The following is a 19,823-nucleotide window of genomic DNA, read 5'->3' on the forward strand; positions in this document are numbered from 1 at the left end:
GGATAGTAAGGCATATTTAAGATATACTCAGAGTGGTTGACTTGTTATTTTATATCATATGTCAAAAGATATATTTATGTAGTTACATTGACTAAAGTATGAAAAATTGTATATCATATAGATAGAATCAAAAAACGGACAAAAGGAAAGGAGAACGAAATGAGGATATTATTAGCTTAATCATTGAATGTAATTTTGTTAAACAATTTAAGAGGGATATCTTATTTGTTGTGCAAAGAAACAGCTAAAGCTAATAATACTCATATACAGGTTCTTCTTGATTTAAATTTTATATAGCTAATTCAAGGTAATATTAGAAATTTACTTTGAGGCTTATAAATCATACTATAATTAAGTATGTTATAAGCCAGTATTAGAATAAAGTGAAGTGTAGACAAATTAGAACTGTAGGTGAGCGTATGTTCATTTGCAGTCATTTTTTTTATTATGATGTCAAAAAAATAGTACAATTAAATTCGGAATTCACAGAACATAAGACCATTAAATCAGAGGATAGAAACTAAATAATTTAGTATGAGTAGAACTAATTGCAAACAAACAAGATTATTACCTCAGAATAGGATGAGGTGATTTTATGACAGTTTTATTACAATGTAAAAACATTACTAAAGAGTATGGAGACACTACTATTTTAAAAAATATAAATATGGATATAACATTAGGTGAGAAAATAGGTATTGTAGGGAACAATGGTGCAGGTAAAACCACATTAGCTAATATATTAGCAGGAAAGTCAGAAGCTACATCTGGGGAAGTGATCGGGTATAAAGGTGGAATTCAAGTAGGATATATGCAGCAAGCGACAGATTACACAGATATGAAAAGTACCTTAAGTGGTGGAGAAAAGACAAAAGCGCTTTTAACTGAGGTATTATATAGCAGATGTGATATGTTGATATTGGATGAGCCCACTAATCACTTAGATTATCAAGGGGTTAATTGGCTTATAAAAAAAGTCAAAGCTTTTAAAGGAGCAGTAGTTATTATCTCCCACGATAGATATTTTCTAGACCAGTGTGTTACACGTATTGCGGAAATAGAGAATTGTAAAGTTACAAATTATAAAGGTAACTATTCTTGGTATAGGGAGAAGAAGAAGAAAGATTATGAGGATACCCTTCATTTATATGTGGAGCAGGAGAAAGTGAAGGTGCAAATTAAAGGTCAAATCGAAGAGCTAAAGGGATGGTCTAGTAAGGCTCATAGAGAAGCGGCAGTTAAGGCTAGGTTAAGTGGCAATAAAAAGGGTGGTAAGCAATTTAATAGAGCAAAAGCTAAAAAGATGGATCAACAAATTAAATCCCGAATTAAAAGATTAGAGAAAATAGAGGTAGGTGGAATTGAAAAACCAGAAGAAGAAATAAAGGTTTTATTTAAGATTGAAGAAGCTAGTAAAGGCGGTTCATTGATAGTAGAAGCAAAAGACATTAGGAAAAGTTATGATAAACGAATATTATTTGAAAAAACCTCCTTTTATATTAAAAAAGGAGAAAAAGTTGGCTTATATGGTGTCAATGGCTGCGGGAAATCAACTCTTATAAAAGCTTTATTAGGTGAAATAGATATAGGTGGAGAATTATATGTAAGCCCATCAAGGCGAATTGGCTATATTAGCCAAGAGGTTATAGGTTTAGATGAAAATTTAACTATCTTAGAGCTTTTTAGTATTCAGAATAGACAGGATCTTGGAGAAATTCGTACAGAGTTAAGTTTAATGGGGTTTCCTACTCAGAGTTTATCTAAAAAGGTGGGATGTCTTAGTCTTGGTGAAAGAATGAAACTTAAACTACTTCTTATGATTAAAGAGGGTTGTGATGTGCTTGTTTTAGATGAGCCAACTAATCATATAGATCTTCATGTTAGGGAGCAGCTAGAATACACCCTTGAAAAGTATAATGGCACAATTATTTTAGTAACCCATGACCGTTATATGTTAGAGAAAATATGTGATAAACTCCTCGTATTTAACAATAATAAGATAATCCGTTATGAATATGGAATTAAAGAATATTTGGAGAATATAAGTGAAAAGAAAATACAGAGTAAAACTAAAATCAGCAAAAAACAAGCAGAATGGAAAATGATATTAGATAATAGAATAGCCTATGTTATAGGCGCCCTTAGCGAAAGCAGACCTGGTACAGAAAGATATGAAGAGTTAGATAGTGAGTATAATGAACTTATAAAATTGCGAACTAGAGATGAGAATTAAAAGTAGTATCCGTAGATACGTAATGTTTAATGTTTATATGCTAGAATAAAGTCAAGAATTAGAGATGCTAGTAAATATCAAAATATTAAAAATATTAGGTATAAAAGGAGAAAAGAAAATGAAGGAATTAATAAAAAATATAGAAAAATCAAAGGTTGTAGATTTTAATAGCTTAGTAGTTGCAAGAGATGGTCAAATAGAAACAGTTACATTAGCTCAAAAGAAAGGTGTTGGAGTTACTGCATTAGCGTTTGGAAAAGGTGAAGGAGTAGGTCCACATGCAGCTAAGGGAGATGCTCTTATATATATTAATGAGGGGGTTGCTACAGTAAAGATTGGAGAAGAGACTATGGAAGCTTGCAAAGGTCAAATTGTAGTTATGCCAGCTAATATTCCTCATCAAGTAACAGCCAAAGAAAATATGTCAATGCTTCTTGTTGTAGTTAAGGAGGATTAAATATGAAATATCTAAAAAATATTAATCCCTTTGAACCAATGGCTATAGATAAAATAGTAAGTCATACGGGAAATAAGATAGCTAGCAAGACTTTAATAAGCAATGAAAATGTAGAAATAAGATTTTTTTCTCTTGCAAAGGGTGAGAGTATTGATAAAGAATACTATGAGATGGAAACCTTATTCATAATGATTGAAGGAAGTATGAAGGTCCTTTACAAAGAACATGATGAAGTAATTCTAAAAAAAGGTGATATAGTTGCACTAGAATCAGATATAGATTACGGAATAGAAGTCTTAGAGGATTCTAAAATGTACAATATACTAGTTAGATATTAGAATAAAATCAAATTTGAAATTATTTATAGAAAACTAGGAGAAGCTTAGGCTTCTCCTTTTTATGTTTTAAACATAAATCATTTTCTAGCTCTTAATTCATCTAAAATTGTGTTTGTACAGAAAAAAATTGAAAACGTAATTCCAAAACATATGCACATTAGTATGTCGTCGTCTGATGAGAAATTAAATATAGAGCCTAGTATTATTGGAATTAAGAAAAGGGAAATTATAAATACTAATATAGCAGAGCAGATTGATTTCATTAGATTTTTCAAAAGATTATCAGATATGAAGATGTAGTAGCAGTATAAAAAGGAGCTATCTTAAAGGTGCTGAAGAATAATTTATTCTAAGCACTTTTAAGATAACTCCTTTATTTTAGTTATTTAAGTTCAATATATATTGTAATAATACTTCATATTAATTCAGCACTATATATTGCAAAAAACCTTTGATAATATAGATTATATCTAGGCTACTGATGTTTAAGCACTCTTATAATTTTAAATACATATTCATCATCTTGTTTACAAAGCTTTTTAGTCAATATAAAAGAGTATACCATAGCTCCCATGGATAAGATTATTGAATATAACTCATAGTTTTTCAGCTCTAAGGAATTAAATATAAATAGAGTAACAGCTAATGTTATAACTGTAATAAGGGTAGGAAAACCATATGCCCAAAAAGTCATATTTGAGAAGGTGTTATTCTTCATAGATACAACTACTTTATCTCCAATATTACAATTTTCAGTGTTTTTGACTTTCATAAATATAGTATTTTCAGAATTAGTTTCTTTACAGGCACCACAGCTACCTCCACAGCCTGTTTTCTTTTTAAATGCAACTGTAGCAACATCCCCATGTAGCACTGTTACAATTCCTATTTGTTCCATATAATCACCCCATAATTTTAAACATATATAAATGATTTCTCATATAGTAAGTATGTATAAAGTATAATCTATAATTATGGAGATTTTATGAAGTTTATCAACAGGCAGTAGAATTCCTATTGAACCTAAAATCACTTAATAAAATTATAGTAATTTAAAAGAAGTAGATATATTACTTTGATTAACCTTTGATAAAATTTATGATACAATTATATATATGTTAAAAATTAAGGGGGAAATTACAATGTCTATATTAAGTAGGTTCAGTGATATAATGTCAGCAAATATAAATGCAATGCTTGATAAGTTTGAAGATCCAGGAAAAATGGTGGATCAAATACTTAGGGATTTAAATGATGACCTTTCAAAAGTTAAAGCAGAAACTGCATCTATTATGGCAGAAGAAGCTAGGGCAAAAAGAGAGCTTGATGAGTGTAATAGTGAAATAGAAAAAATGCTCAAATATGCTGAAAGAGCTATAAATGCTGGAAATGATGGAGATGCTAGAGCATTTCTTCAAAAGAAAGCAGAATTAGTGAATACTCAGGGAACACTATCAACAAAGTACCAAATAGCTGTAGAAAATTCTACAAAGATGAAAGAGATGCACAGTAAGTTAGAAGAACAAATATCTCAATTAAACAATAGAAAAAATGAAATAAAAGCAAAGGCTGCTACTGCAAAGATGCAAGGAAAATTAAATGATATTCAAAGTAAGATAGGTGGAGTAGGAGCTAACTTAAGCGCTTTTGATAGGATGGAAAATAAGGTTAATAAAATGATGGACGAGGCTAATGCTATGGCAGAGCTTAATAAACCTAAAGAGGATAGTGTTGAAGCTCTGTTTAATAAGTATGACAGTCCTACAACAGATGTAGAAGACGAACTTCAAAGACTTAAGGATCAGATGAAAAAGTAACCTATATAAAGGCATCTTAAAAAATAACTAATCAGTCAACGGGTATATTTGATTAGCTATTTTTCTTCAGATGCCTTAACTAATTATTTTATTTGGGATAACGTATACATAATAAGGGGTGTATTTATGACAGAGGTAGATGTATATTTGTGTCCTACTTGTGGTGGGAACATGGTCTTTGATATTAATAGTCAAAAATTAAAATGTCCTTATTGCAATAATGAAATGGACATATTAGAGGGAAATGCAAAGGTTAAGGAATATGATTTTTATGCAGCTCTTAGTAATGAGGAAAATTCCACTTGGAACAATGAAGTTGAAGTTTTAAAATGTGATGTTTGTGGTGCAGAAATGGTAGTAAATAAAGAACAGACAGCTATTTCTTGTAGCTATTGTAATTCTTCTCATGTTTTAAAGAGCAAACAGTCAGCGGGGATTAGACCAGAAGGAGTTATACCTTTTAAGATAGATAGATATAAGGCTAGCGAATTGTATAACTCATGGGTAAAGCGTAGATGGATTGCTCCAAATGATTTAAAGAATCTTCATCAAACAGATAAACTAAAAGCTATTTATATACCTTATTGGACTTATGATGCCAACACTTATAGTACTTATAGTGGACAAGGTGGAGAGCATTATTATGTAACCGTTGAAAGAGATGGAAAAAAGGTTCAAGAGAGAAGAACTAGATGGCATCATGTCAGTGGAAGAATCAACAGATTTTTTGATGATGTATTAGTAAATGCTAGTAATAATTATGACCAATCCCTTATAAATACTATAGAGCCTTTCTATACTGAGGCAATGGAGCCGTATAAACCACAATTTTTATCTGGATATATGGCTGAAAGATATGTTAAAAACGTAGTTAATTGCTTTGAGGAAGCAAAGGGTAAAATGCATGATAGTATTGTAAATGAAGCAAGAAGTGAAATTTTAGCTAGATATGATGAGGCAAGGAGTATTCATGTAAATACGGATTATTCAAATATATGCTACAAACATGTACTCCTGCCCATTTGGACGGCACAGTATGATTATAAAGGTGAAAAATATGTATATATAATTAATGGACAAACTGGAGAAATTCAAGGAAAATATCCTTACAGCATTTATAAGATTATAAGTATAATAGTTATAGCTATAATTATTATAGCTGTGGTATTTTATTATTCAAATAGGGGTTAGGAGGACAGAAAGTTGGGATTTTTTAAAAATCAATTTTTAGATGTAATTGAATGGAATGAAACAAGAGATGATGTATTATTTTGGCTTTGGAGAAATAAAGAAATCAAAAAAAATAGTAGACTTGTAATTAGACCAGGTCAAGATGCTATATTTTTATATAATGGTAGAATTGAAGGAATTTTTAAGGATGAGGGAAATTATGAAATTGAAACAGATATAATTCCTTTTTTAAGTACGCTAAAAGGTTTTAAGTTTGGTTTCAATAGTGGAATTAGGGCAGAAATATTATTCATTAACACTAAGGAATTTTTAGTTAAATGGGGTACCAGAAATTCTATTAATATACCAACTCCAAGAATGCCAGGAGGATTGCCAATAAGAGCTTTTGGAGCCTTTAATGTTAAGATAAATGATTATTTGGTGCTTATAGATAAAATTGCAGGGGTAAAGCAGCAGTTTACAGTGGATGATGTAAAAGATAGGACAGTAACGCTTCTAGATCAACTCTTAATGAAGTGGATTACTAGAGAGGGTAAGGACTTATTTAATCTTCAGGCTAATGCCTATGATATATCTAAGGGTATAAAGGATGACTTAGATATGGAACTTATTAAGATAGGACTTTCTGTTAGTGATTTTACGGTTTCCTCCTTTAGTTATCCTGAGAATGTTCAAAAAATGGTTGAAAAAAATGCATCCTATGAGATGGTTGGAGATTTAGGTAGATACCAAAACATAGGGGCTATTGATGCTATGGGCAATGGGTCTAATGGCATGGCCAATATGGCAGGTGCAGGTATGGGAATGGCCATGGGAATGGAAATGGCAAAGAGCTTTAAAAGAGAGAATGAAGTGAAAGATAAAAATCTATGTATAAAATGTGGTACGCCTTTGGCAGAGGGAGCTAAATTTTGTAGTGGATGTGGAGAGAAGGTTGAGCTTTCAGTAGAAACTAAGATAGAAAAGAAAAAATTTTGTAGTGAATGTGGAGCGAAGGTTCATGGAGACGCAAAGTTCTGTAATCAATGTGGAAATAAAATTGACTAAGTATTTATTTTAAACTGGTTAATGTATTTATGGTAAGAGTAGGCAGTGCAAAGATTTTTAAAGTTTTGCACTGCCTTTTTATATAAAGGTAAAAATAATTTTTTATAAAATTATATAAAAATGAAAATTAAAGAATATTTAGAATAATTTATACACATACTAATGTCAAATGTAAAATAAGTTATTTTTCAAGAGCATTATGGAGTTTATTAATATTTATTAGTACTTAACAAAAAAATTAACAGAAATTTAACGTTGACAAAAGTATTAAAAATATTGTACAATATTTAGTTTACTTGACAAATAGTGATTTTTAACTTATACTTATAATTAAGAAAGAAGGTGTCAGGAATGAATGGGATTAATGTATTGACCTCAATAAAGAGAGATATTGAGAGTCATGTTGGCGAAAAAGTGACATTGAAGGCAAATGGCGGAAGACGTAAGGTTATAGTTAATAACGGAACATTAGAAAAAACTTACGATAGCATATTTGTTATTAGACTTGACAATCATTCCAAAAGAGTTGTAGCATACAGTTATAGTGATGTATTAACGAAGACAGTTCAATTAGTATTTGCAGGCTAAAACCATACTTTTCAGTATGGTTTTTTTTTATTTGAACTTTTAAATTATTAGTAATTAGGTTATAGTTTTAAAATTAAGCCTTATAGCATAAGTCAGTATGAAGATTTATTGAGTTAAAGTGAATTTATTAAAAGTTTTTAACTTTATATTCTAAATTTTCGAATATAAAGAGTTATATGAAAAGTTTAGTGTGAATATAATAAAATATAAAAATGAATAAAAAAAGAAAGATGGTATGAGTCCATCTTTCAGCTATGGTATAAAAGGGTATTGAGAATTTATGAGAGGTTATATGGTCAATAACCAATTAAGATTATAAGACAATATAAGATATATGTCAACATATATTTGACGAATTTTGTTGAAAGTTTTTATGAGTTAATAGTTATATTCTAAAGAAGTATTATATATAAATTATTAGTAGGTATTTTAGGAGGGACGCTATGGATTTGGAGTTAATAAAAGACAGTATAGAATATGAACAATCAATAGCACAAAATAATGTGAAATTATTTGTGAAAGAAGAATATGTAATACCTGATATACTTCCTGATGTGGATAACATACTAATGCTAGATGTTAAGCCTATAATAACAACTAAGGATATTAGTGAAAATAAATTAGGCTTAGGTGCGCAACTTCAATACAATGTACTTTATATGTCAAAAGATAATGGAGCTACAGAAGCTCAATCAGTTACTTATAATGGCAATTTAATGGAAACAATTGATATGCCAGGAGCTCAGAGTAACACCTTCTGTGAGGTAGAACTAAGTATTGAACATATGGACTGTATTATTGTAAATGAGAGAAAAATAGCTATTCAAGGATTTATGTTATGTAAATGTAATGGATATAATATAAATTCTTTTGAAATAGTTAAAGATGTACAAGAGGATAAAGATATAGAATTTTTAAAGACACCTATGACTTTAGATAAGGTTATACAGCCTATTGAAGGTGAGTTAGTAGGTAAAGCAGAAATAAAGATTGATATGGACAAAGGTGAGTGCTTAAAAGTCATTAAATATAATATTAATATTGGCAAGAAAGAAGTTAGAATATTTGATGGTGGGATAAAGATAGAAGCAATTGCTAATGTTTGTGTATTATACAAGGTTAAAGGTTCAAGAGATTTAAGCTGTGTATGTGAAAATGTTCCTCTCTATAAAGAAATTACTGTTGACGAATTAAAACCAAATATGGAGTATTATACTGATTTTGAAGTTCAATCTGCAGAATGTGATGTTAGACAGGATGATATGGGTGAAAATAGGATAGTTGATGTTGAATTCTTGGTAAAAACAAATACTCATGTTATGTATAAAGAAGAAGTAGAAGTAATTCAAGATGGATATTCGCCAAAGAAAACTATAGATATGGAAGCTCAAGAATATAACATATTTATTCTACAGGGACAAGGCTACGAGGAATGTTTAGTTAAAGGTGATATAGACATTAAATCTAATGATATGAAACCTAATAAGATAATAATGACCACAGGTAATGTTAGCTTAACAGATAAAAAAGTTAAGGATGATAAGGTTGAGATTGAAGGAGTATTAAAAGTTAATGTGTTATATGGCACCGAAGATGAGGACAATTATGTTTTAACTGTAGATGAAGATATGCCATTTAATTGTAAGGTTCATGTAGGTGGAGTTAAAGCTGATATGAATGTATCCTATAGGGCATGCTTAGAAATGATTGAGGGAAGTTTAGAAGCTGGAAATATTTCTGTAAGAGCAATAGTTAGAATACACTGTAAAGCGGGATATAATACTAAGAAGAAATTTTTGGTAGATATGAAAATGAATGAAGGTGAATTGCCAGAAAAGAAAGCTAGTATTGTTATATACGTAGTACAGTCAGGAGATACATTATGGCAAATTGCTAAAAAGTATTTGACCACAGTGGGTGAACTTGTAAGTATAAATGATTTAAATGAAAATGATGATATAAAACCAGGTGATAAATTAATAGTTCCTGGAAGAGCTGTTATTTAGTAAATTTGGATTTTTATAAATAATTATTCCTTAATTAAAGGAATATGTTATGTATTAAACGACATATAAATTTTAAAAATAATGTTCATATAAAGAGCTAGCTTAGTTAAGTTTTAAAATCTGCTTAACTTAGTTAGTTTTTTATTTATTTGTGATAAAGTTAAATTTTTATTGTATACTAGATTTTAGATATAGTGAAATTAGATTTTTATTTTAAAGTTTTGTTTTTGAAGGTATATATTACTATACTTATTTTATAAATATTAGGTGGTGTTTTTATGAAAATTAAGGCATATGGAAAGGTAAATATAGCTTTAGATGTAATTGGTAAAAGAGAGGATGGGTATCATCTATTAAGAATGATTATGCAAACTGTAAATATATATGATGAACTTACTTTTACACCCTGTGATAAAGGAATACATATAACCTGTGATAAAGAATTTGTGCCAACAGATAAAAGAAATTTAGTATACAAAGCTATAGAGTTATTTTGTAAGACTTATGATGTACATAGTGGAGTAAAAATCCATATACAGAAAAATATACCTATTGAGGCCGGCATGGCTGGAGGAAGCACAGATGCTGCTGCAGCACTTAAAGGAATGAGAGATTTATATAGGCCGAAGATTAGAGATGAAGAGCTAATGGAATTAGGAGTTAACATAGGCGCTGATGTACCTTATTGCATTAAAGGGGGAACTGCTCTTTGTGAAGGCATAGGAGAGATCATAACTCCACTAAAACCCTTTAATAACAAATTGATGGTGATAGTTAAACCTAATTTTGGAGTATCTACAATAGAAACCTATAAAAAATTTAATTTAGAAGAAGTAATAGAGCATCCTAAGGTAGATGAACTTATAAATGCAATAGAGAATGATAATTTTAAATATATTGCAAAGAATATGATGAATTTACTAGAATTAGTTACTATAGAAAAACATAGTGAGATACAAAAAATAAAGGATGTAATGCTAGAGCAAGGTGCTTTAGGTGGATTAATGAGCGGAAGTGGACCTACAGTCTTTAGTTTTTTTGACAATGAAGGAGATGCCCAAAATTGTTATGATTTATTGAAAAGAAAATATACAGAAGTGTTTCTTACTAAAACTATCTAGATATAAACTAAATGTAAAATTGTAAAAAGAGTTCATTTTTTTTCTTATGAACTCTTTTTTTTATAAGTTTATTTTTAAATAACCTATAAGAAATAGTTAATTTTCATGAAAATAAATATTAAAATACTAATATTCATAATATTCTAAAATATAAGATATATGTATTTAAATTGAGTAAATAGAAAAAAATGCATTAATATAAGGATATATGACAGATTGCAAAGTTGGCATTGTTAAAATATAGTCATTATAATAAAGGTATAAATAGATTAATTTATTTATATTGAAGAATTATAAATACAGGATCAGGGGGGATTTATGTGTTTAAAAAATTTACTAACGGCTGCGTAAAGCTAGTTCAGAAGTATTTACCAGATCCATTTATTTTTGCTGCGATACTTACATTTTTAGTATTTGTGTTTGGTATTTTCTTAACAAATCAAACTCCCATAGCTATGGTAAAGCACTGGGGGAATGGGTTCTGGTCACTACTTGCATTTTCTATGCAGATGGCATTAGTTCTTGTTTTAGGCCACGCATTAGCTAATGCTCCATCTTTTAATAAAATATTAAAAAAGATGGCAAGAATACCTAAGAATGCATTTCAAGCAATTATATTAGTTACAGTAATATCTATTATTGCTTGTTGGATTAACTGGGGATTTGGACTTGTTATAGGAGCAATTTTTGCAAAGGAAATTGCCAAGGTTGTTAAAAAAGTGGATTATCGTCTATTGATAGCATCTGCATACTCAGGATTTTTAGTTTGGCATTCGGGACTTTCTGGTTCTATACCATTAACCTTAGCTGGTGGTGGAGAAGCAGTAGAAAAAGCAACCTTAGGAATAATTACTAATCCTATACCTACAAGTCAAACTATATTTAACCCAATAATGCTTGGGGTAGTAGTAGTAATATTTTTAACTATGCCATTAATAAATAGAGCAATGCATCCAAGTGAAAGTGAAACTGTTACTATAGACCCTTCATTATTAGAGGATGAAAATGCCTCTACATTAGAAACATCAAAAGTAAGTTTTAAAGAATTAAGTCCAGCTGATAAAATAGAACATAGTTCAATAGTATCAATAATAATATGTCTTTTAGGTTTTGGATATATAATAATGTATTTTATAGAAAATGGATTTAGTTTAAATTTAGATATAGTTAATACTATATTCTTATTTGTAGGAATACTTCTTCATAAGACTCCAAGAAGATATATAGATGCTATAAATGATGCTACTAAATCTTCAGCAGGTATATTACTTCAATTCCCATTTTATGCTGGAATAATGGGCATGATGACAGGAGCTAGTGCTTCAGGACTTTCTCTTGGAGGAGTGATATCACAAGGCTTTGTTTCTATATCAACTCCGATAACATTTCCACTATTCACATTTTTAAGTGCTGGGATAGTTAACTTTTTTGTACCTTCAGGGGGTGGACAATGGGCTGTTCAAGCACCTATTATGATACCAGCAGGGGCAGTTCTAGGTGTTCCGCCAGCTGTAACAGCTATGGCTATAGCTTGGGGAGATGCTTGGACTAACATGATTCAACCATTCTGGGCATTACCAGCATTAGGCATAGCAGGACTTGGAGCTAAAGATATAATGGGATATTGTATAATAGACCTATTATACTCAGGAGTTATAATATGTGCTGGATTCTTAATTTGGGGAATAATACTATAATTATTTAATTAATGTAGTTATGATTTAATTATAAAGTTATATAAAACATTTTAAAGCGAAGTTTTTAATAAGTGATGATCAATAAATAATATTCAATAGGGTTGAGATTTCTAAGGAATTTCTTAATTAATTGGTAATTGTTATTTGATATCACATAGTTAAAAGCTTCGCTTTTTAGTGTATATAATTTTTCTCTTAGCAAAAACTAAGGTATATGAAATCTTAAACATTGTGATAAGAGGGGAATTTTTATGATACTTACAATCATTGAGAGGTTTGATTTGCATTTGCTTATATTAGTTTTAGTATACGGTTTTTTTGTAGCTTATTTAGATGGAAAGTATTTTAAGAGAGAAAATAAAGTTAGAGCCAGAAATCAATGTGTATATATAGGGATTGGACTGAGTGTATTTACCCTAATTATGTATATCATAAGAATTATTGTGATTTAAAAGAGGAGGGGTGATTTAATGAAAGAAGATATAAGAGAACATATTTCAAGCAGCACTAAAGAGAATATGGATTATTTAAGAAAATTATTTGAAAATAATTCAGATGTGGTTTTTAGAGAATTTAAGTGCGGAAAGTATAATATAGGAGTAGTTTATATAGATGGGATGGCAGATAAGAGCTTATTGAATGATTATTTGCTAGAGCCAATGATGAACTTTAAAGGAATTATAGAGAAGCCTGAAGATATAAAAGAAAGAATTATTGCTATATCAGATATGAAGCAGATTTATAAGCTAAGTGATGGTGTTAATGTAATACTATCTGGAGAAACATTAGTACTCATTGATGATTTGCAAGGGGCATTAACTATTGCCAATAGAGCGTGGCCTAATAGGGGAGTAGGAGAACCATCAGGGGAAACTGTAATTAGAGGACCTAGAGAAGGCTTTACTGAGACAATAAGATTCAATACAGCATTAGTTAGAAGAAGAATAAGAGATACTCGATTAAAAATTGAAGCTTCTCAATGTGGTGTAAGGTCTAAAACAGATATGGCAATTATGTATATTGAAGATATTGTAAACAATGATGTTTTAGAGGAATTAAAAAGAAGGATTGATAGAATAGATTTAGATGCTATCCTAGATAGTGGATATATAGAGCAGTATATTGAGGATAACGAAAGTACTCCATTTCCACAGGTTCAAAGTACGGAAAGACCTGACGTGGTAGCAGCAGCATTATATGAAGGAAGAGTGGCCATACTAGTTGATAATTCTCCTTTCGCATTGATTGTGCCAGCAGTATTAGCTAGCTTTCTTCAATCACCAGATGATTATTATAATAGATGGACAAATGGAACTGTGGTTAGAATTATTAGAATTACAGCTATAATATTGTCTTTGATATTGCCAGCTTTCTATGTAGCAGTAACTACATTCCATACAGGATTGATTCCTACTAAGCTAGCTTACACTATAGCGGCTTCAAGGGAAGGGGTTCCTTTTGCTGCATACGTAGAGGCTTTATTAATGGAAGTTAGCTTAGCATTTCTTGTAGAAGCTATAATAAAACTTCCTAAGCCTGTTGGCTCGACGATAGGTATTGTAGGAGGGTTAATTATAGGTCAATCTGCAGTAACAGCAGGATTAATAAGTCCCATTATGGTTATTGTGTTGGGGCTAACGGCTATAACCACATTTTTAATTCCTAATTATACCATGACCTCCGCATTTTCCTATTTTAGGATAATGTTCATTCTTTTGTCAGCGATTTTAGGACTTTATGGAATAACTTTAGGAGTTATATTTCTTATAATACATTTAACTAGAATTAAAAGTTTTGGAATTCCTTACTTAGCGCCTGCTGTAGACTTGGTTTGGTCAGATATGAAGGATTTATATGTAAGAGCTCCATTTAGGGATTTTATAAATAGACCTAAATTTTTAAGACCAAAAGATAAAATAAGACAAAAACAATAAGTCCTATTGGAGGTGTTTTTATGGAAGAAAAGAGTTTTATTCAAGATTTTGCTTTTTTTGCTAGTTTAGTAGTATCTATGATAGGAATAGGGGTATTTTATGGTCCTGCTATAGTTGCTAAATATGTTGGAGCAGATACATGGGTATCAGCACTCATTACAGGTGCATTAATATTTATTGTACTTTATTTAATATATATGCTTATAAAAGCCAATGATTTTAAAGGAATAGTGGGCATCTTAACTAATTCCTATGGAAAGATAATAGGGAAAATAATTTCTTTAATTTATGCCATTATGATGATATTAGCACTATCACTATCTTTAAGAATGTTTTCAGAAGTTATATCAATGTACTTATTAGTAAATACGCCTACAGAGATTATTTTAATAACTTTTATATTTATGGGAGTATATTTAAGTCGAGGAGGACTTGCAAATGTGGTACATTTTAATGAAATAGCATTTTGGGTAATGTTTATACCTATAACTATAGTATTAATACTAACAATACCAATAGCAGACTTTTCTAACTTATTACCAACCTTTACGGCTGGAATTAAAAGTTACTTTATGTCTAGTTTTGAATTAGTATTTCTATTAAATGGATTTTCTATGGCTTTTATATTAATTCCACATGTGAAGAAGAAACACAGAATAAAGCGGATGTTAGGTGGAAGTAGTCTATTTGTAGCTATTTTCTATGCCATAACTTTTATTTTAGTTACTTCAACCTTATCAGTAGGTCAAACTGTAGATAGTATATTTCCAACAATAAACATGCTTCAATCTATAACGTCGAAAAGTGGATTTTTAGAAAGATGGGATAGCTTAGTTATGTCACTATGGGTTATATTTTATTTTACATCATTTGCAAACATTTATTATTTCGCATCTTATATATGCAAAGAAGTATTTAATGTGGAGGAGATAAGAATATCATCTATAATTTTCATACCTTTAGTATACGTAGCAGCATTGTTTCCCGAAAGTATAATAGATGTTAGAGATTTAAAGCTTAGATGGCTTAGAATTGGTTTTATTGCTAGTATTATAGTGGTTATATTGATTACATTTATAGTAAGTTATATAAAGAAGAGGAGAGGAGGAGCCATAAGTGAAGGTTAAAATTTTTAAGGTGATTCCGATTATAGTCTTGTCGTTACTGCTTACTGGATGCTGGGATAATATAGAAATAGATAAAAAAGCATTTGTTTCTACAATAGCTATAGATGTAGGAAGCGATGTTCTGAAGAGAGAAGATATAAAACATATTAAACCTAGTGAGGTTTATTATCCGGATAATTTGAATATGGTACAGGTAACTTATGGCTTTCCAGATATAAGAACTATGGAGAGTGGAAAAGCTACAGCCCCAGATGTAGCTATTACTGTAGATGGATATTCTATGACAGATGCCTATTCTAAGGCTATATTACAAAGCAGTAGAACCCTTCATTTTGGACATAGTAAATTACTTCTATTAAGTGATGAAATTTTTCAACATAGAGAGCTAGCGCGAGAAGTAATGGATTATATTGAAAGAGAACCTAGCTTAAATAGAACTATTGTAGTTGCTATAGTTAATGGAAAAGCGAAGGATTATGTAAAAATGAAGCCATTAATGGAGGAAAATATAGATACTTATATATTAGGGATAATGGGCAACAGTACAAAAAATGGATCTATTTATCCAGTAACTTTAAATTCATATATAGATACAGCTAAGAGTGACGGTATAAATATGTTACCTGTATTTTCTTTTAAAAGTGAAAATGAACTTAATCTTGAAGGTGTGGGGATTATAGAAGATAATGAAATTACTGAATATTTAAATGAGAGACAGATTACAGACATTCAAATATTAAAAGGTGATATAGGTTCTTGTAAGAAAGTTATTTATAAAGATGGTCATCCCATTGATTATTATATAAGAGGTGTTACTAGGAAGGTAGATGTAGATTATAAAGAGGAGGCTTTGTATTTAAATTATAGGGTATCCACAGAAGGAAGTCTAAAGGGGTATTTTACTGAGGCTAATCTTTTAGACATTGAATTGGTTCAGAGTATACAACAACATTTTGACGATACTATGGCGGCAGAACTTTTATCAATAGCTAATATTGCTAAAAATGAGATGAATTTAGATTTAATAGAAGCTGAGAAGCACATAAAGAAATATCACCCCAAAATTTGGAAAAAGGTAAAGTATAATTGGCCACAAGCTTATTATAATGCAAATATATCTGTAAGTGTAGAAAACAATATTAGAACTGTGGGACTTACCAATTAAATCTAATCTTCCTGCAAATAGTTTAAGTGTAAACTTAGTTTCATGTTATCATCAAAGTTTAGTTGAACTTACACAGAGCCTACTTCGCGATAATATGTAATTTTAAAATCAATGACTATTTAAAATAAAATAATAAATATAAACATAAGTGAATATAACTTGTCCATATTGGTAACAATTAGGATATAAACTTTTATTTTAGGGGGAAAGAGTAATGAAAAAGATTATATCTATGGTTGTTACCATATTTGTTATTTTAACATTTTTTTTAGGAATAAAGTCTGCAGTGAATATAGGTAAGGTAAATGCTAAGGAAGTTGAGAAAGATCAAATATCTATAGAGGAGATATCTGAAAAACTTATTAGATTTCATGTAATAGCTAATAGTGATACAAAAGAAGACCAAGCTTTAAAGTTAAAAATTAGAGATGAAGTTTTAAAGTATGTTCAGCCATTGTTAAAAAAAAGTAAGAGCATTGAAGAATCAAGAATTATATTAAATGAGGAAAATGAAAGAATATTAGATATAGCAAAGACTGTTATAGAGGAAAACGGATATGATTATTCTGTGGAATCAACTCTTTCAAAGGAATATTTCCCAGTGAAAAGCTACGGAAATATAACTTTACCACAAGGGGAGTATGAGGCTTATAGAATTATAGTAGGAACTGGTAAAGGACAAAATTGGTGGTGTGTTATGTTTCCACCTATATGTTTCGTAGATATAACTAAAGGTCAGGTTGCCTATGAAGAAACAGAGGAACAGATGAAAAGAGTGTTAACTAAGGAAGAATATAAAATGATAAATGATACAAAGATAGTAGATAATACAAGGGATAATAATATTGTTGTAAAGTCTAAATTGGTCGATATGATAAAGAAACTTTGTAAATAAAAAATTGTGTAATTTATTTAAAATTTGAATAAAAAGTTGAACATATATAAAATATATAGGTATAATTTATATATGTTCATTTTATGTTTATAATAGTTTCATATATGCTAATGTAGTCATAATATACAAGAGATAAAAATGTCGTTAGGAGAGATTGATGTGAAAAGAAAAGTTGCAATATTATTTGGTGGACAATCAAGCGAACATGAGGTATCTAGAATTTCAGCTAATTCTGTTTTAAATCATATAGATAAAAGTAGATATGATATTTTTCCTATAGGAATAACAAAAAACGGACAGTGGTTTCTTTATAAAGGAGATTATGAAAATATAAAAAATGGACAGTGGGAAAAAGACAATGAAAATAAGATTGAAAATGGATTAAATATTCTCTTAAATAAAGAAGTAGAGGTGGTTTTTCCAGTATTACATGGAATGTTTGGTGAAGATGGAACAATCCAAGGATTGTGTAAGTTATTAAGATTAAGTTGTGTAGGTCCTTCAGTAATGAGTTCAGCTGTTTGCATGGACAAAGTATATACAAAATATTTATTAGAACATGAGGGAATAAAACAAGCTCCTTATGTTGTAGTAAATTCTTTTGAGTATAAAAAGCAAGGAGAAATCTATGTTAACGCCATAGAGGAGAAGTTATCTTACCCATGTTTTGTTAAGCCTGCTAATAGCGGATCATCAGTAGGGATAAGTAAAGCTCATAATAGAGAAGAACTACTAGATGGGTTAGAGGAGGCCTTTAAACACGACAGAAAAGTGCTTGTAGAAAAAGGAATATACGCAAGAGAAATAGAAGTGGCAGTTCTTGGGAATGACGATCCTAAGGCATCTATTGCAGGAGAGATAATTCCTGCTAAAGAATTTTATGATTATGAAGCTAAGTATAACAATGCAGCTTCAAAATTATTAATACCTGCTGCACTAGATGTTGAAGAAATGAAGAATATTAGGGAGCTTTCTGTGAAAATATATAAAAAACTTGATTGTGCAGGAATGGCAAGAGTAGATTTTTTAGTTGATAAGGAGACTGGAGAGTGTTATCTTAATGAAGTAAATACAATTCCAGGATTTACTCACATAAGCATGTATCCTAAAATGTGGGAAGCCACAGGAATTAAATATAGTGAACTAATAGATAGGTTAATAGAGTTTGCTATAGAGAGAGGAAATAATTAACAATATAAAGGGGAATTTTTATGACAAGAGCATTAGCGATGGTTTCAGGTGGTTTAGATAGCATACTTGCTGCAAAATTGATTAAGGATCAAGGTATAGAAGTTATAGGAATATGTTTTAGATCTCACTTTTTTAATGAAGAGAATGCAAAAAAAATGGTTAAGCAAATAGATATACCATTAGAAGTTGTGAATTTCAGTGATGAACACTTTGAGATGGTTAAAAACCCTAAGCATGGATATGGAAAAAATATGAATCCATGTATTGATTGTCATGCTATGATGATGAGATATTGTGGAGAGCTATTGGAGAAATTTAATGCAGATTTTATTATAACTGGAGAAGTTTTAAATCAAAGACCTATGTCTCAAAATAGAAGTGCATTAGATAAAGTTAAGAATGAAAGTGGTATAGGAAATAAAATATTAAGACCACTATGCGCAAAGAATCTCCTACCTACTGATATGGAAGAAAATGGATTAGTTCATAGAGAAAATCTTTTAGGGTTAAGTGGAAGAAGTAGAAAGCCACAAATGGAGCTTGCTGAAAAATGGGGCATAAAAGAGTATCCATCACCTGCAGGTGGATGTAAGCTTACAGAGCCAAATTATTCAAGCAGATTATCGGAGTTATTAAAGAATAATAAAACTCCTGAGCAAAGAGAACTAGACTTATTAAGAATAGGACGTCATTTTAGGGTTGGAGATGTTAAGATTATTTCTACAAGAACTCAAGATGAGGGAGAGATAATTAAAAATCTGCTTAAAAAAGGGGATACAATCTTATTTGCTAAGGAATTTACAGGTTCTATGGTTGTTATTTTAGGTGAATATACAGAAGAAGCACTTAGATTTGCAGCTAAAATTACTATAAGATATTGCAAAGGTAAGGATGAACCTAAGGTTGAGGTAAAATATGGTGGCTTCGGGGAACCTATGAGCGATATAATAGAGGAAATTAGTGCTACAGATGAGGAGATAAATAAACATAACATCAACTAGTCAGGAGTGATTTAT

General features: G+C 30.2%; 18 protein-coding genes. 17 read left to right on the forward strand and 1 reads right to left on the reverse strand.

The features are described 5' to 3' along the window. Window positions 1-595: 595 nt before the first annotated feature. From abc-f to ACI48Q_RS13725, 3 genes are all read left to right on the forward strand, one after another. The gene (gene abc-f / locus ACI48Q_RS13715; RefSeq protein ID WP_474919682.1) at window positions 596-2,233 is read left to right on the forward strand and encodes a ribosomal protection-like ABC-F family protein; all 1,638 of its coding nucleotides are present in this window, start codon (window positions 596-598) and stop codon (window positions 2,231-2,233) included. 118 nt (window positions 2,234-2,351) lie between these two features. Next, window positions 2,352-2,690, forward strand: a complete 339-nt coding sequence (locus ACI48Q_RS13720; RefSeq protein WP_474919683.1) for a cupin domain-containing protein — start codon at window positions 2,352-2,354, stop codon at window positions 2,688-2,690. Window positions 2,691-2,692: 2 nt separating this feature from the next. Beyond that, window positions 2,693-3,028, forward strand: coding sequence for a cupin domain-containing protein (locus tag ACI48Q_RS13725; RefSeq protein WP_474919684.1), 336 nt, complete (start codon window positions 2,693-2,695; stop codon window positions 3,026-3,028). A 475-nt stretch (window positions 3,029-3,503) separates the two neighbouring features. Here the strand turns inward: ACI48Q_RS13725 and ACI48Q_RS13730 are convergent, their stop codons facing one another. Beyond that, window positions 3,504-3,926 carry a SoxR reducing system RseC family protein gene (locus ACI48Q_RS13730; RefSeq protein ID WP_474919685.1) on the reverse strand — a complete coding sequence of 141 codons (423 nt, stop codon included), beginning with the start codon at window positions 3,924-3,926 and terminating at the stop codon, window positions 3,504-3,506. A gap of 244 nt (window positions 3,927-4,170) precedes the next feature. Here ACI48Q_RS13730 and ACI48Q_RS13735 point away from each other — a divergent pair, with 244 nt between their 5' ends. From ACI48Q_RS13735 to ACI48Q_RS13800, 14 genes are all read left to right on the forward strand, one after another. Then, window positions 4,171-4,845, forward strand: a complete 675-nt coding sequence (locus ACI48Q_RS13735) for a PspA/IM30 family protein (RefSeq protein ID WP_474919686.1) — start codon at window positions 4,171-4,173, stop codon at window positions 4,843-4,845. Window positions 4,846-4,971: 126 nt separating this feature from the next. Further along, window positions 4,972-6,036 carry a TFIIB-type zinc ribbon-containing protein gene (locus tag ACI48Q_RS13740; protein WP_474919687.1) on the forward strand — a complete coding sequence of 355 codons (1,065 nt, stop codon included), beginning with the start codon at window positions 4,972-4,974 and terminating at the stop codon, window positions 6,034-6,036. A gap of 12 nt (window positions 6,037-6,048) precedes the next feature. After that, window positions 6,049-7,083: an SPFH domain-containing protein gene (locus ACI48Q_RS13745; protein ID WP_474919688.1), complete on the forward strand. Its 1,035-nt coding sequence runs from the start codon at window positions 6,049-6,051 to the stop codon at window positions 7,081-7,083. Window positions 7,084-7,434: 351 nt separating this feature from the next. Next, entirely contained in the window at window positions 7,435-7,671 is a 237-nt protein-coding gene (locus tag ACI48Q_RS13750) for a Veg family protein (protein WP_474919689.1), read from the forward strand. A 443-nt stretch (window positions 7,672-8,114) separates the two neighbouring features. Beyond that, window positions 8,115-9,677 carry a DUF3794 and LysM peptidoglycan-binding domain-containing protein gene (locus ACI48Q_RS13755; RefSeq protein ID WP_474919690.1) on the forward strand — a complete coding sequence of 521 codons (1,563 nt, stop codon included), beginning with the start codon at window positions 8,115-8,117 and terminating at the stop codon, window positions 9,675-9,677. A 278-nt stretch (window positions 9,678-9,955) separates the two neighbouring features. Next, window positions 9,956-10,798 (forward strand): 4-(cytidine 5'-diphospho)-2-C-methyl-D-erythritol kinase, encoded by an 843-nt coding sequence (ispE, locus tag ACI48Q_RS13760; protein ID WP_474919691.1) that lies wholly within the window; start codon window positions 9,956-9,958, stop codon window positions 10,796-10,798. Between the two features lie 320 nt (window positions 10,799-11,118). Then, on the forward strand, window positions 11,119-12,495 hold the full coding sequence (locus ACI48Q_RS13765; RefSeq protein WP_474919692.1) for a TIGR00366 family protein: 1,377 nt from the start codon (window positions 11,119-11,121) through the stop codon (window positions 12,493-12,495). 251 nt (window positions 12,496-12,746) lie between these two features. Further along, on the forward strand, window positions 12,747-12,947 hold the full coding sequence (locus ACI48Q_RS13770; RefSeq protein ID WP_474919693.1) for a CLC_0170 family protein: 201 nt from the start codon (window positions 12,747-12,749) through the stop codon (window positions 12,945-12,947). 18 nt (window positions 12,948-12,965) lie between these two features. Then, window positions 12,966-14,429, forward strand: a complete 1,464-nt coding sequence (locus tag ACI48Q_RS13775) for a spore germination protein (RefSeq protein WP_474919694.1) — start codon at window positions 12,966-12,968, stop codon at window positions 14,427-14,429. Between the two features lie 20 nt (window positions 14,430-14,449). After that, window positions 14,450-15,556 (forward strand): GerAB/ArcD/ProY family transporter, encoded by a 1,107-nt coding sequence (locus ACI48Q_RS13780; protein WP_474919695.1) that lies wholly within the window; start codon window positions 14,450-14,452, stop codon window positions 15,554-15,556. Beyond that, window positions 15,546-16,721, forward strand: coding sequence for a Ger(x)C family spore germination protein (locus ACI48Q_RS13785; protein ID WP_474919696.1), 1,176 nt, complete (start codon window positions 15,546-15,548; stop codon window positions 16,719-16,721). Before ACI48Q_RS13780 ends, ACI48Q_RS13785 begins: the two co-directional genes overlap by 11 nt. A gap of 214 nt (window positions 16,722-16,935) precedes the next feature. Next, complete coding sequence (gene spoIIR / locus ACI48Q_RS13790) at window positions 16,936-17,616, forward strand: stage II sporulation protein R (RefSeq protein ID WP_474919697.1); 681 nt, start codon at window positions 16,936-16,938, stop codon at window positions 17,614-17,616. Between the two features lie 159 nt (window positions 17,617-17,775). Beyond that, window positions 17,776-18,807: a D-alanine--D-alanine ligase family protein gene (locus ACI48Q_RS13795; protein WP_474919698.1), complete on the forward strand. Its 1,032-nt coding sequence runs from the start codon at window positions 17,776-17,778 to the stop codon at window positions 18,805-18,807. A gap of 20 nt (window positions 18,808-18,827) precedes the next feature. Next, window positions 18,828-19,808: a tRNA 4-thiouridine(8) synthase ThiI gene (locus ACI48Q_RS13800; protein ID WP_474919699.1), complete on the forward strand. Its 981-nt coding sequence runs from the start codon at window positions 18,828-18,830 to the stop codon at window positions 19,806-19,808. The last annotated feature ends 15 nt before the right edge of the window (window positions 19,809-19,823 follow it).

This window comes from Clostridium sp. LXY-7 (assembly GCF_056172015.1).